At 63.0% G+C, this 14,364-nt stretch carries 14 protein-coding genes; 11 read left to right on the top strand and 3 right to left on the bottom strand.

Annotated features, from left to right (window positions below; all coding sequences use genetic code 11):
- Positions 1-30: 30 nt before the first annotated feature.
- The 8 genes from ltnD to OH764_RS28710 all read left to right on the top strand — a co-directional run bounded on the left by ltnD (position 31) and on the right by OH764_RS28710 (position 8,595).
- Positions 31-921, top strand: coding sequence for an L-threonate dehydrogenase (gene ltnD, locus OH764_RS28745; protein ID WP_114199315.1), 891 nt, complete (start codon positions 31-33; stop codon positions 919-921).
- Positions 922-934: 13 nt separating this feature from the next.
- Positions 935-2,245, top strand: coding sequence for a four-carbon acid sugar kinase family protein (gene otnK / locus OH764_RS28740; protein WP_498849473.1), 1,311 nt, complete (start codon positions 935-937; stop codon positions 2,243-2,245).
- Complete coding sequence (gene otnC / locus OH764_RS28735) at positions 2,242-2,904, top strand: class II aldolase/adducin family protein (RefSeq protein ID WP_498849472.1); 663 nt, start codon at positions 2,242-2,244, stop codon at positions 2,902-2,904. Before otnK ends, otnC begins: the two co-directional genes overlap by 4 nt.
- A gap of 65 nt (positions 2,905-2,969) precedes the next feature.
- Complete coding sequence (locus OH764_RS28730; protein ID WP_498849471.1) at positions 2,970-4,304, top strand: MFS transporter; 1,335 nt, start codon at positions 2,970-2,972, stop codon at positions 4,302-4,304.
- 77 nt (positions 4,305-4,381) lie between these two features.
- Complete coding sequence (otnI, locus tag OH764_RS28725; RefSeq protein ID WP_131318216.1) at positions 4,382-5,167, top strand: 2-oxo-tetronate isomerase; 786 nt, start codon at positions 4,382-4,384, stop codon at positions 5,165-5,167.
- Positions 5,168-5,196: 29 nt separating this feature from the next.
- Positions 5,197-6,177 carry an SDR family oxidoreductase gene (gene denD, locus OH764_RS28720; RefSeq protein ID WP_498849470.1) on the top strand — a complete coding sequence of 327 codons (981 nt, stop codon included), beginning with the start codon at positions 5,197-5,199 and terminating at the stop codon, positions 6,175-6,177.
- A gap of 372 nt (positions 6,178-6,549) precedes the next feature.
- A complete protein-coding gene (pcaF, locus tag OH764_RS28715) occupies positions 6,550-7,752 on the top strand; it encodes a thiolase family protein (protein ID WP_498849469.1) in 1,203 nt (400 codons plus the stop codon).
- A 246-nt stretch (positions 7,753-7,998) separates the two neighbouring features.
- Positions 7,999-8,595: a hypothetical protein gene (locus OH764_RS28710; RefSeq protein WP_498849468.1), complete on the top strand. Its 597-nt coding sequence runs from the start codon at positions 7,999-8,001 to the stop codon at positions 8,593-8,595.
- 116 nt (positions 8,596-8,711) lie between these two features.
- Here OH764_RS28710 and OH764_RS28705 read toward each other — a convergent pair whose 3' ends face one another.
- Positions 8,712-9,089, bottom strand: a complete 378-nt coding sequence (locus tag OH764_RS28705; protein ID WP_498849467.1) for a DUF2917 domain-containing protein — start codon at positions 9,087-9,089, stop codon at positions 8,712-8,714.
- Positions 9,090-9,604: 515 nt separating this feature from the next.
- Between OH764_RS28705 and OH764_RS28700 the strand changes: the two genes are divergently transcribed.
- Positions 9,605-10,672, top strand: coding sequence for a hypothetical protein (locus OH764_RS28700; protein WP_498849466.1), 1,068 nt, complete (start codon positions 9,605-9,607; stop codon positions 10,670-10,672).
- Between the two features lie 201 nt (positions 10,673-10,873).
- A complete protein-coding gene (locus OH764_RS28695; RefSeq protein WP_227471194.1) occupies positions 10,874-11,113 on the top strand; it encodes a hypothetical protein in 240 nt (79 codons plus the stop codon).
- Between the two features lie 23 nt (positions 11,114-11,136).
- Here the strand turns inward: OH764_RS28695 and OH764_RS28690 are convergent, their stop codons facing one another.
- Positions 11,137-12,366: a sensor histidine kinase gene (locus OH764_RS28690; protein WP_498849465.1), complete on the bottom strand. Its 1,230-nt coding sequence runs from the start codon at positions 12,364-12,366 to the stop codon at positions 11,137-11,139.
- 104 nt (positions 12,367-12,470) lie between these two features.
- Positions 12,471-13,367, bottom strand: a complete 897-nt coding sequence (locus tag OH764_RS28685) for a LysR family transcriptional regulator (RefSeq protein WP_498849464.1) — start codon at positions 13,365-13,367, stop codon at positions 12,471-12,473.
- Between the two features lie 102 nt (positions 13,368-13,469).
- Here OH764_RS28685 and OH764_RS28680 point away from each other — a divergent pair, with 102 nt between their 5' ends.
- Positions 13,470-14,345, top strand: a complete 876-nt coding sequence (locus OH764_RS28680; protein WP_498849463.1) for an aldo/keto reductase family oxidoreductase — start codon at positions 13,470-13,472, stop codon at positions 14,343-14,345.
- Positions 14,346-14,364: the final 19 nt, after the last annotated feature.

Here is a 14,364-nt window from a genome sequence, read left to right as displayed (position 1 = left end):
AGCGCGTAACAGATTCCATAGAGGTGCAGCATGTCCAGAAATGTCGGTGTCATCGGTCTCGGTGCAATGGGTTTGGGCGTCGCGCGCTCGTTGCTGCGTGCGGGCTTGCGGGTCCACGCGTGCGATCTGCGCAGCGAAGTCCTGCAGGCGTTCGTGAAAGAAGGCGGCGTGGGTTGCGCGTCGCCAGCCGAACTCGGTGCGCAATGTGACGTAGTCATCACGCTGGTCGTGAACGCCGCGCAAACCGAGGCGGTGTTGTTCGGCGAGCAGGGCGCGGTCGCGGCGATGAAGCCGGGCGGCGTCGTGATCGCGAGCGCGACGGTCGCGCCCGACTTCGCAATCGAACTTGGCAAGCGCATCGAGGCAGCAGGTTTGCAGATGCTCGATGCGCCGGTCTCGGGCGGCGCGGCGCGCGCCGCGTCGGGCGAGATGACGATGATGACGTCCGGCCCCGCCGCTGCTTACGCGGCCTGTGAGGACGTGCTCGCCGCGATGGCGGGCAAGGTTTATCGCCTTGGCTCCGCGCATGGCGCGGGATCGAAGGTCAAGATCATCAACCAGTTGCTGGCCGGCGTGCATATCGCCGTGGCCGCGGAGGCGATGGCGCTCGGCTTGCGCGAAGGCGTGGATCCAGACGCGCTATACGACGTGATCACGCATAGCGCTGGCAATTCGTGGATGTTCGAGAATCGCGTGCCGCACATACTCAACGGCGATTACACGCCGCTGTCGGCCGTCGATATTTTCGTCAAGGATCTCGGCCTCGTGCTCGATACCGCGCGCCGTTCGAAATTTCCGCTGCCACTATCGGCGGCGGCGCATCAGATGTTCATGATGGCGTCCACAGCGGGTCACGGCGGCGAGGACGACTCCGCGGTCATCAAGATTTTCCCCGGCATCGACGTGCCGGCGGCAAAGTGAACAGGAGCGCGTCATGACCGCTACGACACAACGCGCGCTGCTCGGCTGTATCGCCGACGATTTCACCGGCGCAACCGACCTCGCCAACATGCTGGTGCGCGGCGGCATGCGCACGGTGCAAACCATCGGCGTGCCGGAGAAGGAAGAAACAATCGAAGCCGACGCGCTCGTGGTCGCGCTGAAGTCGCGCACGATCCCCGCAGCCGACGCAGTCGCGCAATCGCTTGCAGCCCTCGACTGGCTGCGCGCCCAAGGCTGCCGCCAGTTCGTTTTCAAATATTGCTCGACCTTCGACTCGACTGACGCAGGCAACATCGGGCCGGTGACGGATGCGTTGCTGAACGCGCTATCCGCGCAAGGTTCTGCCAGCGCTTTCACGATTGCCTGTCCTGCGTTCCCGGAGAACGGCCGCACCATTTTTCGCGGTCATCTCTTTGTCGGCGATACGTTGCTCAACGAGTCGGGCATGGAGAACCATCCGCTCACGCCGATGCGCGACGCCAACCTCGTGCGCGTGCTGCAACGTCAGACGCAATCGAAAGTCGGGCTCGTGCGTTACGACGCGGTGGCCCAAGGCGTATCGGCCGTGCGCGAATCGTTCGACGCATTGCGTAACCAGGGCGTGCGCATGGCGATCGCCGACGCGGTCTCCGACGCCGACTTCCACGTGCTTGGCGAAGCCTGCGCCGATCTGACATTGATCACAGGAGGCTCGCGTATTGCGTTGGGCTTGCCGGCTAACTTCCGTCGCGCGGGCCTGCTCGATTCGCAAGCTGATGCCGCGCAACTGCCGCACGTCGAAGGGTTGTCGGCGGTGCTCGCCGGCAGCGCGTCGAAAGCGACCAATGCGCAAGTCGCCGCCTGGCGCGATACACGGCCTGCGTTTCGCATCGACCCGCTCGCGGCTGCGCGCGGCGAAGCGGTTGTCGAACAGGCGCTGGCCTTCGCGCAAACATATCTCGACAAAGCCGAGCCCATGCTCATTTACGCGACCGCCACGCCCGACGAAGTGAAAGCGGTGCAACGCGAACTCGGCGTGGATCGGGCAGGACAGCTGGTCGAATCGACGTTGGCGGCGATTGCGCGCGGCCTGCATGAACGCGGCGTGCGCAAGTTCATCGTGGCGGGCGGCGAGACCTCGGGCGCGGTCGTGCAGGCGCTGAACGTTCGCACGTTGCGCATCGGCGCGCAGATCGATCCCGGCGTTCCGGCGACTGCAACCGTGGGCACGCAACCGCTCGCGCTGGCACTGAAATCCGGCAACTTCGGCACGACCGATTTCTTCGAAAAAGCGCTGCGTCATCTGAACGGAGCCGCGCAATGAGCAACGCTCCCGCAGTCCACGCCACGAACGAAGCGCGCGTACGCGAGGAAATATGCGTGACTGGCGCGAGTCTTTATCAACGAGGCTATACGGTCGGCAGCGCAGGCAACATCAGCGCGCGGCTCGATGACGGCTGGCTGATCACGCCGACCGATGCGTGCCTCGGTCGACTCGATCCAGCCGACATCGCCAAGGTCGACCTCGACGGCAATGCGGTGTCGGGCGGCAAACCGTCGAAAACCCTCGCGCTGCATCGCGGCATCTATGCGCGCAATGGCGAAACGCGCGGCATCGTCCACACGCATTCGACCCATCTGGTCGCACTGACACTGGCGGGCGTGTGGAGCGAGGCCGACGTACTGCCGGCGATCACGCCGTACTACGTGATGAAAGTGGGCCACGTGCCGCTGATTCGCTACCGCCGGCCCGGCGATCCGCAAGTGGCTGCGCAGATCGCCGCGCTCGCCGATAGCGTTCGCGCGGTGCTGCTCGAGCGCCTCGGCCCTGTGGTCTGGGAACGTTCCGTCGCGCATGCGTCGTATGCACTTGAAGAACTCGAAGAGACCGCGCGTTTGTGGCTCATGACAAACCCTCGACCGGCGCCACTCGACGAAGCGTCGCTCGAAGAACTGCGCAGCGCATTCGGCGCGCGCTGGTAACAACCGCTCACATCAATCAGATCGCCCAAGGCGACGCGTTATATACCCATCCCAGGAGACATTGCATGAGTTCGTATCAGGCCGTATCCAGCCAGCCGTTCGCGGCGCCCGCGGGTCAACCCGGCGCCGCGGAAGTCGAGCGTACATACAAGAAAGTGTTCTGGCGCATCGTGCCATTTCTGATGCTCTGCTACGTGGTCGCGTATCTGGATCGCGTGAACGTCGGCTTTGCAAAGCTGCAAATGTCGCAAGACCTCGCGTTCAGCGAAACGGTGTTCGGCCTTGGTGCAGGCGTGTTCTTTATCGGCTACTTCCTGTTTGAATTGCCGAGCAACATTCTGATGCACAAGCTCGGCGCGCGCATCTGGATCGCACGGATCATGATTACCTGGGGCGTGATGTCAGCGCTATTCGTGTTCGTAAAGACGCCGACCCAGTTCTACATCCTGCGCTTTCTGCTTGGTCTCGCCGAAGCAGGTTTTTATCCGGGCGTGATCCTGTATCTGACTTACTGGTTTCCGTCGCATCGTCGTGCAAAGATCATTGCGGTGTTCATGTCGGCGATTCCGGTGTCGGGCATCTTCGGCAATCCGCTGTCCGGCTGGATCATGCAGGCGTTCCATCACAGCTCGGGTCTCCAGGGCTGGCAATGGATGTTCCTGATCGAAGCGATTCCGGCGGTGGCGATCGGTATTGCCACGATCCTGTATCTCGACAACGGAATTGCGAGCGCAAAGTGGCTGAGCGAAAGCGAAAAGCGCCTGTTGACCGATGAAATCGCCGCATCGCAGCCGAAGGAAAAAGCAAACGCTCATTCGCTGCGCGCGGTGTTCCGCGATCCGCGCACATGGTGGATGTCGCTGATCTACTTCGCGTTCGTCACCGGGCAATACGGCCTGACGTTCTGGATGCCGACGCTAGTCAAATCCACGGGTGTGAGCGGCGCGTTCAACATCGGTCTGCTGAGCGCGATTCCGTTTGTCTGTGCGATCGTCGTGATGAATCTGATGGGACACAGCGCCGACAAGCGCCGTGAGCGCCGCTGGCATCTGATCGTGCCGGCGTTGTTCGGCGCCGTGGGCTTCACGGTCGCGGCTTCGTTCGCGAGCAACACGGTGGTGTCCATCGCGTTTCTGTCGCTCGCCGCTGCCGGCGTGCTGACTTGCGCGCCGCTCTTCTGGTCGCTGCCGACGGCGTTCATGTCGGGCGCGACCGCGGCGGCCGGCATCGCGATCATCAATTCGATCGGTAATCTTGCAGGTTTTGCGAGTCCCTACATGATCGGCTATCTGAAGGATCTCACGCATAGCACGCAGACCGGCATGTATGTGCTGGCCGGCATGCTGGTGATCGGCGCGATTGCCACGTGGCTCACGCCGGCCAAACTGGTCAATCGCTAAAAGCGCCGCGCGGCTCATACGTTGCTGCACAGCTTCGGTTGCCGCGCGCTGAACACAGCTTCAAAGGAGTTGCCGCCATGCCTCGCTTCGCCGCCAATCTGTCGATGATGTACAACGAGCACGCTTTTCTGGACCGTTTCGCTGCTGCCGCGAAAGACGGTTTCAAAGCGGTCGAGTTTCTGTTTCCGTACGATTTTCGCGCCGCGGAAATCAAGGCGCGGCTCGACGCCAACGGTCTCACACAAGCCCTCTTCAACGCGCCGCCGGGCGACTGGGCGAGCGGCGAGCGCGGCATCGCAACGCTGCCCGGACGTGAAGACGAGTTCCGCCGCAGCATCGAAACGGCTCTCGAATACGCGCGTGTGATCGGCAATCGCAAGCTGCATGTGATGGCGGGCCTGATCGGCGCAGATCAGCCGCGCGAGCGGCATCGCGAGGTGTATCTGCAAAACCTCGCCTATGCCGCGAAGGCCGCGCAAGCCGAGGGCATCATGATTGTGATCGAACCGATCAATACACGCGACATGCCGGGCTTTTTCCTGAACCGGCAGGACGAGGCGCAAGCAATCTGCGCGGAAGTCGGCGAGCCGAATCTCAAGGTGCAGTTCGACTGTTACCACTGTCAGATCGTGGAAGGCGATCTCGCGGTGAAGCTCAAGCGCGATCAGGCGGGCATCGGTCACATTCAGGTTGCAGGCGTACCCGAACGGCACGAGCCGGATACGGGCGAGATCAACTATCCGTATCTCTTCGATGTCATCGACTCACTCGGCTACGACGGCTACATCGGCTGCGAATACCGGCCGCGCGCCGCGACTTCCGCGGGGCTCGGCTGGCTCAAACCATATCTGAACGCCGCTTGATCAAGATATAACGAGGACATTAGCCAATCATGAAAGTACTGATAACCGGCGGCGCGGGATTTCTCGGCCAACGCCTTGCGCGCGAACTGCTCTCGCGCGGTTCGTTGAACGACGCGCAAGGCGCGCCGCAAGCCATCACCGAACTCGTCTTGCTCGACGTCGTGCAAGCGAACGATTTCGGCGACAGCCGCGTGCGCACCGAAGTGGGCGATATCGCCGAGCGCAGCGTGCTCGAGCGTGCAATCGACAGCAACACCGCGGCGATCTTTCACCTTGCCGCGATCGTGAGCGGTCAGGCGGAAGCCGACTTCGATCTCGGCATGCGCATCAATCTCGACGCGTCGCGCCTGTTACTCGACGTTTGCCGCGAACGCGGACATCGGCCGCGCGTGGTGTTCACCAGCTCGGTCGCGGTGTACGGCGGTGACTTGCCCGACATCGTGCAGAACGATACTGCGCTGAATCCCCAATCCTCGTACGGCGCGCAAAAGGCGATTGCCGAGTTGCTGCTCAACGACTATTCGCGGCGCGGTTTCGTCGACGGGCGCGTGCTGCGGCTCCCCACGATCAGCGTGCGGCCCGGCAAGCCGAATGCGGCGGCGTCGTCATTTGCGAGCGGCATAATCCGCGAGCCGTTGAACGGCGAACAGGCTGTGTGCCCCGTCAACGGCTCCACGCGGCTGTGGCTGCTGTCGCCGCGCAAAGCGATCGAGTGCCTGATCGCCGGGCTCGAACTCGATTCCGCCGCGCTGGGCAACCAACGCGTGCTGAATCTGCCAGGCATTTCAGTGAGTGTCGACGAGATGGTGGCGGCGCTGCGCGAAGTGGCTGGCGACGAGGTCGCGAAGCGGATCGTCTGGCAACCGGACGCGCGCATCGAAAAAATCGTCGGCAGCTGGCCGGGACGATGGGACACATCGCGCGCCGAACAACTCGGCCTGCGCGGCGAGCAAACCTTTGCCGACGTGATCCGCGCCTATATCGCAGACGAGGGTGTGAAGGTCCATTAGAAGATCAACCAAAACGCCCGCCAGGCCACGCGTTGCGGCCCGCAGCGCGGCGGCAGCGCGGGCGCGTCAATTGTCAGACGCTTGCTCGGCGCGGCCGACGCCTCTCACGTATTCCCTGATGAAGGGCGGTGCGCGCTTGACAGCGTTTCCGCCACGCGCCTATTATCGAAGCTTGTTGTTCGATATATGACCGTATGTTCGCATAAAGAACAAAACGGCCGGCGACTCGAACACATCGTTCACCATCCTGCGCTAAGCTGAATTCACGCGACGGCTGCCCGGCAGCCGCCCGGCCGATGCTCGACGCATCCGCCCGCGCCACGCATTCATGCTGACGGCGCGGCGCGCGCAGCACATCACTGGAGACATCACATGACCGAAGCATTCCTGTGCGACGCGATTCGCACCCCCATCGGCCGCTATGCGGGCTCGCTGTCGTCGGTTCGCGCGGACGATCTGGGCGCCGTGCCGCTGAAGGCGCTGATGGAGCGCAACAAGAACGTCGACTGGAGCGTCATCGACGACGTGATCTACGGCTGCGCGAATCAGGCCGGCGAAGACAACCGCAACGTGGCGCGCATGTCGCTGCTGCTCGCAGGGCTGCCTAAAGACGTGCCGGGCTCGACTGTGAACCGTCTGTGCGGCTCGGGCATGGACGCGGTCGGCATCGCCGCGCGCGCAATCAAGTCCGGCGAGGCCGCGTTGATGGTGGCGGGCGGCGTCGAGAGCATGAGCCGCGCACCGTTTGTCATGGGCAAGGCAACGAGCGCGTTTTCGCGCCAGGCAGACATCTACGACACGACCATTGGCTGGCGTTTCGTCAATCCGTTGATGAAGCAGATGTACGGCGTCGACTCGATGCCGGAGACCGGCGAAAACGTCGCGACCGACTACAACATCAGCCGCGCCGATCAGGACGCGTTCGCACTTCGCAGTCAGCAGAAAGCCGCGCGCGCGCAGAAGGACGGCACGCTCGCGCAGGAAATCGTCGGCGTGACGATCGCGCAGAAGAAGCGTGATCCGATCACGGTGTCGCAAGACGAGCATCCGCGTGAGACGAGCCTCGAAGCGCTCGCGAAACTGAAGGGCGTCGTGCGTCCGGACGGCACCGTGACGGCAGGTAACGCATCGGGCGTGAACGACGGCGCAGCGGCGCTGCTGCTGGCCAACGAAGAGACGGCAAAGCGGTTCGGCCTCACGCCGCGAGCCCGCGTGCTCGGCGTCGCGACGGCGGGTGTTGCGCCGCGCGTAATGGGCATGGGCCCGGCGCCTGCCGCGCAAAAATTGATGGCGCGCCTGAACATGACCATCGATCAGTTCGACCTGATCGAGTTGAACGAGGCGTTTGCTTCTCAAGGTATTGCGGTGCTGCGCACGCTCGGCGTGGCCGACGACGACGCACGCGTGAATCCGAACGGCGGCGCAATCGCGTTGGGTCATCCGCTCGGCATGAGCGGCGCGCGCCTCGTGACCACCGCGATGTACCAGCTGCAACGCACGCAGGGACGCTTTGCACTGTGCACGATGTGTATCGGCGTGGGGCAGGGCATCGCGATCGCAATCGAACGCGTGTGATGGTCTAGTGCGCGTGTGTGCGTATGTGGCGCTTCGCGTTACCAAACAGCCTCTTCGCTACCGCGAAGAGGCTGTTTCTTTTTGCGTCGGACGTTGGCAAGCGTCGTACCGGCTCGCGATTGAAGCTTCCTGTAAGGCATGTACAATCGTTGCGCTACATCTTTAGTCAAGCGTCCTGAATATTTCGCATTCGGCATTATGCGAAATGGGCAACTATGGCCGGGGCGATTATCAAGGAGAGCGTAAATGAATGCAGCGACGATAGGAGCAGCATTGACCGCAGCGGTGCTCGCCGCGGCTCAGCCGGTGTGGGCGCAAGAGCCGTTGGCAAGCGCCGCGCAAGGTGTTGTCAGTGCCGTGCAGCCGGTGCATATGAAGGCCACCATCGTGGGCATCGATCCCGGCACCCGCTCGCTCACGCTGCAGGGCGCGAACGGCAACGTTGTGATCGTGCTCGTGGGCCAGCAAGTCGCCGGTTTCGAAAAATTGAAGGTGGGCGACCACGTGGATGCGCTGTATAAAAACGCGCTGCTGGTCAAGGCCGAGCGGGTGACGGGCAAAGGCAAGGGCATTCGTGAACGTGTCGATACGCAGGTCTATACACCTGCGTCGGGCGGCTTCGAATCGGCGCGTCAGGTCGAAGTGCTCGCCACCGTGCAAAAAATCGACCGCAAGCGGCGCCTTGTCACGCTGCGCGGCGCGTATCAGACCCAAACGCTCGAAGTCGGTCCGCAAGTCGACCTTGCAGACGTGAAGGTGGGCGACACCATTCACGCGGTGTTCGTTTCCGCCGCGGCTGTGCAAGTTACGCCGCAAGGCGCGGCGCAAAGCACGCTTCAATGAAGCGTATGTCGTTGCGCCGCGCGATGGCCTTGCCGGCCGTCGCGCCGTTGCTTTTTCAGGCTCGCGCTGCGCATGCAACGAGTTCACGCGACATGCGCTGAGCCTGACAACGCATGTCAGCGCGGGCTCGGCGGCCCCAGGCTCAAACCGGCGAGCCGGCCGAGCCAACGCGCGAGAATCCCTTTTGCGGGCAGTGCGGAGGTCAGCGAAACATGCGCTGTTCGTTCGCCGTCAGCGCTGAGCCATATGCGTTCGCCGCGCTGCAGGCTGAACGTTTGACCCGGCGCGATCCAGTGATCGTACGGAGAACTGATACGGGTCAGCCAGAGGCGCGCACCCTTTACCGCAAGCGTGCTGTCCGCCTCGACACGCCATGTCAATGTCGCGCCTGCCGCGACCGGGAAATGCACGACCACCTTCGGTAGACGCTCGTCCTGGTAATACGCATAACGATGTGCGTCGTCTTCCATGCACTGCGGGCTTGCCTGATCCATCTTGCTCTCCGTTTTGGAGCCGGCCGACAGAGGTGCCCACAAAACAAAAGGCCCCTTCCGTTACCGGCGGGGCCTTGGGGTCTTGCTTTGCAGATTCAGACTGCTAACGCAAACATGCTCCCATAGGCCAGCCGATGATGGCTCGCTTCGGGTGATTAATCGCTACGGCGATGGAGATGTGCGTCAACATGAATTGAGTGTGCCGTTTTGCCGCATGCGTTGTCAACGGAAATCGGCCGCTATTTCCCGTAGCCACATTGCAGCGCCTCGTCGCCTGGTCGCCCGGATAGGCGTGCGGCACGATGGGTTTTCGCTGATGCAAAGTATGTCGGCGTATGTCACCGCGTTTGCAAAGTGCTCTTGAAGCCTTGACCAGAGGGCTTCTTTCACGATGAAACAGCGTGACATATCTTCACTGCTGACTGTCACGGCGCGTCCTCCTATAGTCCGTTCATCGCCACACAGCGCACAGCAGCAGTCGCACGACGTGGCCAGATTCCACGAAGGACATACCCGTGAAAACTCATTCGTTCGCAGTCCCGGTCAGCGGCGCTTCATCTGCGGCCGTCAATTCATTTCCGCCTTCCGCTCGCCGCACACTGCGCAAGCTCGCGCTGACCGCGACGACGGCAATGCTCGCACTGGGCAGTGCGTCGGCATTCGCGTGGTCGCAGCACGGAACTGCTTACACCTCGCGCGGCGTCTATAACGAAGGCCACTATGGCTCGTGTGGCGGCGGCAGCTGTTCGCATGCTGGCGGCGTCGTCGGACCTTATGGCGGTGCCGCGACCAACACCGGCACGGTCACTCGCAATTCGCCCGGTCAGTTTTCGAATTCGGGCACTGCGACGGGCCGCTACGGAAACTCGGTGCAGCACTCTGGCGACACCAGTTGCGCGGGCGGCACGTGTTCGCATACGGGCGCGCTCACCGGACCGGATGGCAAGACGGCGACCACCTCCGGCGAAGTAACGAAGACGGGCGCAGGGCAGTACTCGTCGTCGGGATCGGTGACGCGCTCCAACGGCGATACGGTCGATCACTCGGCGTCGACCAACTGCGCCGGTTCTTCATGCTCGCGTTCGGGAACGGTCACGGGATCGGATGGAAACACGGTCGCGCATTCCGGCACGGCGACGCGCGTAGCGCCCGGCGTAGTGACGACGTCCACCAGCGTGACCGGCACGCACGGCAATACGGTGAGTTCGGGTGGAACCGTGGTGAGCACGGGCGTTGTGGCGACGGGCGGCACGACCGTCGTCGTCGCGCCTAAACCGGTGGTGTATCCGCCGCCGACAGTCGTTGTTGCACCCAAGCCGGTTGTCTACGTCGCGCCGCCGCCGCCCGCGCCCGCTGTCGTAGTGGCGCCGCCGCCCGTGGTTTATGCACCGCCGCCGCCCCCGCCGACTGTCGTGATCGCGCCGAAGCCCGTTGCTTATGTCGCTCCGCCAGTGGTCTATGCGCCGCCGCCGGTGGTCTACGTGGCGCCGCGCCGCGTTTATCTTGCGCCCGCGCCGCGTCCGGCAGTCTGGGTGCCGGGCCATTGGGTCGGCAATGTGTATGTACCGGCGCACTGGGCGTGAAGAGCGAACGCCATGTCATTAAGAATGCGTTTCACTCTAGCCAGCCGAGCCAGTCGGCCTAGCCGCTTCAAAGTCATACGAGGGATGCGGCCGGGCAGCGCGAAGGCGGACGAGCAACGTGTTGCCGCGTCACGCCGGCGGTGGTTGCGGGCCTCGGATGCATCCACGGTTCGCAAAGCAAGCGTATGGGCGACGATCATCGTGGCGACCGCACTGGTGATCGCCGTCCAGAGGTTCATGGCAAATCCGGAGTTGCCGCGCGAACTTCCTGAACTGGTTCCGTCTGCCGATTGCCCCGCGCGCTACGCCGCCTTGCTCGATCTCGCGGAACTCGCGCGCCGCGACGGGACATCTTCCGAGGTTGTCATGCACGGTCTGAACAATGGCGATGGCGCAATGAGCGCATGCCCGCGCATGACCAGCAGCGCAGCGACCCGTTAGTCGGCAGTCTGCCGCGTCTGCTGTTACGCCTGTTCTTCCGGTTCCGCGAGCGTCAACGGAAAACGGATCGTGAAGGTGGTGCCCACGCCTTCGCGTGACGCGAAGTCGATGTGCCCGTCGAGCACGCGGCACAGTTCCTTGACGATGGCGAGACCCAACCCGGTGCCGGGAATTTCCTCGCCGGCGGCGCGTTCGAATTCTGCAAACACCCGGTCGGCGTCGGCGGGCGCGATGCCCACGCCGGTGTCCGACACGCGGATTGACCAATGCTGCGGACCGGCCGTCAGGAAGTACAACTCGACCTGCCCCGATTTGGTGTACTTGGTCGCGTTGGAAAGCAGGTTGACGGCAATCTGCTTGAGCTTCAGCCGGTTCGACGTGACAGCGGGCAGCGCCGGATCGAACGCCGCGCGCAGCGTCAGCCCCTTCTCTTCGATGGACGGCCGCGACGACGCCACGAGCTCCTCGTAGAGTTCATGCAAATCGACCTGTTCGAGCGTGAGCGGCGTACCGTCGCCGAGGATGACCGAGTACTCGACCATCTGCTCGACAAGCGCCTTCATGTCCGCCGCCTGCCGGTTTGCTAGCTGCAATGCGGTATCGGCCTTGGCGGGCACGCGAGCGATCAGTTGCAACGCCATTGAGAACGAATTCAGGAAGTTGCGCAAATCGTGCACGACACTGCGCGTGATGTGCATACGTGACTCGTACAACTCGCTGACGAGCCGCTGTTTCAGCGTCAATTCGTGATTGGCGCGCTCCAGCCGACCGGTGTATTCGTCGATCTTGCGGTCGCGTTCGCTGACCACTTCCTTGATCGACGTGAGCGTGACCATGCTCAGCGCTTCTGCAATCAGGCGGCGCGCGCGCTTTTCGTGGCGGCGGGTGAATCCGTTGTCGCGCGTGGCGTACTCGTCGAGTACATCGGCGAGAACCAGGTGGAACAGGTCCAGTTCGCGCACCAGTTCTTCGATCCGGTAGCCTTGACGCCAGCGCACTATGCCGTGCTTGCGCGCGTCGCGTTCGATCTCCGTTTCGACGTGTTCCAGATCGTCGACCTCCAGCGCCGCGCACAGGCCGTCGAGAATTTCGGGAAGATGATCGGCGAGTTGCTGATACGTGAGCTTATCGGCTTCCACCAGATCGACGTCGCCAAAAACTGCGTTCATCCATTGCTCGGTCAAACGAACCCGCTCGGCGCGAACGAATTCGGCGAAGTTGCGCAGGGGGCTAACGCGTGTGTCGTTCTTCATGGTGCGGTGGATCTGTGGTTCGAGAATGTGCGTGCGCTCCGGTGGCGGCAGCCCATTATCACAGCAAATCGCACGCGCGGCGTCGAATTTGCGGCTCTGTCCACTCAACCGTTGCGGTCCTTCAAAAAATCGACGAACGCACGTAAGGGCGCGGGCACGTGACGGTGTCCGGGATAGTAGAGAAAGGGTCCCGAGAAGCTTTGCCACCAAGGTTCGAGAACAGGCTGCAATGCGCCGCTGTCGAGGTGCGGCTTCAGCATGTCTTCGAACAGGTGGATCACGCCCACACCCGCGAGCGCCGCGCTGATCACGAGGTCGAGCGCCGCGCCGGGACGCACGAGCAACGGTCCCGACGGATTCAGTTGCACCACTTCGCCTTCGCGCTCGAAGATCCACGTCGGCGTCGCGCCGCCGGCAAACTGGACGCGCAGGCAAGCATGCGTAAGGAGGTCGCGCGGATGCTGCGGGCGTCCGCGGGACTCCAAATACTCCGGCGCGGCGGCGGTGGCGACGCGTTCCACGCGCGGGCCGATCGGCACGGCGATCATGTCCTGGTCGAGCCGCTCGTCGTAACGGATGCCCGCGTCGCAGCCAATGGAAAGCACGTCGACAAAGCCGTCTTCGACGACCACTTCCACCCGTATGTCCGGATAGGCCTTTAGAAACGGCGCTATCACACCGGGCAATCCCATGCGCGCCGCGCTCGCCGGCACGTTCAGTTTGAGCGTGCCGCTCGGCCGGTCACGAAACACGTTGAGCACGTCGAGCGCCGCTTCCATTTCGCTGAAGAGCGGCGTCAGTTTTTCGAGCAGACGCAGGCCGGCTTCGGTGGGCGCGACACTGCGGGTCGTACGGTTCAACAGGCGCAGACCGAGCTTCGTTTCGAGGCGGCGCACGGCGATGCTCAAGCTCGACGCGGAAACGCCGCTCGTGCGCGCAGCGTCGCGAAAGCCGCCCGCGCGCGCGACTGAAATGAAAGCGGTCAGGTCGTTTAGTTCCATGTCACTGTTCACCAAATTGAACAACCCGTGCACGTTAGCCCGCTTTATTAAACGGTGCAATCCCCGCCATACTGGGCTCACCTACAAAGACAGGAGAGCACCATGACAAACCTCGATATGACAAAGACATTTTTGCTCGGCGGCCGCGAGGTGCGGCGCATGGGCTATGGCGCGATGCAGCTCGCCGGACCCGGCGTGTTCGGGCCGCCGAAAGACCGCGACGCCGCGATCGCCGTGCTGCGTGAAGCGGTGGCTAGCGGCGTCAATCACATCGACACCAGCGATTTTTACGGCCCGCATATCACCAACCAGCTGATTCGCGAGGCGCTGCATCCGTATGCCGACGATCTCGTGATCGTCACGAAGCTCGGCGCGGTACGGGACGGCGACGGCGGTTGGCTGGCGGCGCAGGAGCCCGAGGATCTCGAGCGCGGCGTACACGACAATCTGCGCAACCTCGGGCTCGACGCGCTCGAAGTGGTGAATATGCGGATGATGGGCGACGTGCACGCGCCGAGCGAAGGATCGGTCGAAAAGCAGATCACCGCGCTCGCCGCACTTCAACAGCGCGGACTGATCCGCCATATCGGCCTGAGCAACGCGACCCCGACGCAGATTGCCGAAGCCCAGCGCATCGTAAAGATCGTCTGCGTGCAGAACCACTACAACCTGGTGCACCGCGCCGACGACGCGCTGATCGACGAACTGGCGGCCAAGGGCATTGCTTATGTACCGTTCTTTCCTTTGGGCGGCTTTACGCCGATTCAGTCGTCTGCGCTGACCGATATCGCGGCAACGATCGGCGCGACGCCGATGCAAGTGGCGCTCGCATGGCTGCTGCAGCGCGCGCCCAATATCCTGCTGATTCCGGGCACGTCGTCCGTCGGGCATTTGCGCGAAAATCTGCACGCCGCGCAGATCGAGTTGAACGACGAAATCCTCGCGAAACTGGATGCGATTGGCCGCGCCAACGGTTAAGCGCCACTGTGTTAATGCC

It is taken from the genome of Burkholderia sp. M6-3 (genome assembly GCF_050858985.1).
GTDB lineage: Bacteria > Pseudomonadota > Gammaproteobacteria > Burkholderiales > Burkholderiaceae > Paraburkholderia > Paraburkholderia caledonica.
Note: the sequence above shows the minus strand (reverse complement) of the source record. Positions and strands in the feature narration are given on the sequence as shown.

Bases quoted from the DNA above. Each gene is read 5' to 3' on its own strand.
- ltnD (WP_114199315.1), top strand. From the start codon at position 31: ATGTCCAGAAATGTCGGTGTCATCGGTCTCGGTGCAATGGGTTTGGGC.
- otnK (WP_498849473.1), top strand. From the start codon at position 935: ATGACCGCTACGACACAACGCGCGCTGCTCGGCTGTATCGCCGACGAT.
- otnC (WP_498849472.1), top strand. From the start codon at position 2,242: ATGAGCAACGCTCCCGCAGTCCACGCCACGAACGAAGCGCGCGTACGC.
- OH764_RS28730 (WP_498849471.1), top strand. From the start codon at position 2,970: ATGAGTTCGTATCAGGCCGTATCCAGCCAGCCGTTCGCGGCGCCCGCG.
- otnI (WP_131318216.1), top strand. From the start codon at position 4,382: ATGCCTCGCTTCGCCGCCAATCTGTCGATGATGTACAACGAGCACGCT.
- denD (WP_498849470.1), top strand. From the start codon at position 5,197: ATGAAAGTACTGATAACCGGCGGCGCGGGATTTCTCGGCCAACGCCTT.
- pcaF (WP_498849469.1), top strand. From the start codon at position 6,550: ATGACCGAAGCATTCCTGTGCGACGCGATTCGCACCCCCATCGGCCGC.
- OH764_RS28710 (WP_498849468.1), top strand. From the start codon at position 7,999: ATGAATGCAGCGACGATAGGAGCAGCATTGACCGCAGCGGTGCTCGCC.
- OH764_RS28705 (WP_498849467.1), bottom strand. From the start codon at position 9,089: ATGGATCAGGCAAGCCCGCAGTGCATGGAAGACGACGCACATCGTTAT.
- OH764_RS28690 (WP_498849465.1), bottom strand. From the start codon at position 12,366: ATGAAGAACGACACACGCGTTAGCCCCCTGCGCAACTTCGCCGAATTC.
- OH764_RS28685 (WP_498849464.1), bottom strand. From the start codon at position 13,367: ATGGAACTAAACGACCTGACCGCTTTCATTTCAGTCGCGCGCGCGGGC.
- OH764_RS28680 (WP_498849463.1), top strand. From the start codon at position 13,470: ATGACAAACCTCGATATGACAAAGACATTTTTGCTCGGCGGCCGCGAG.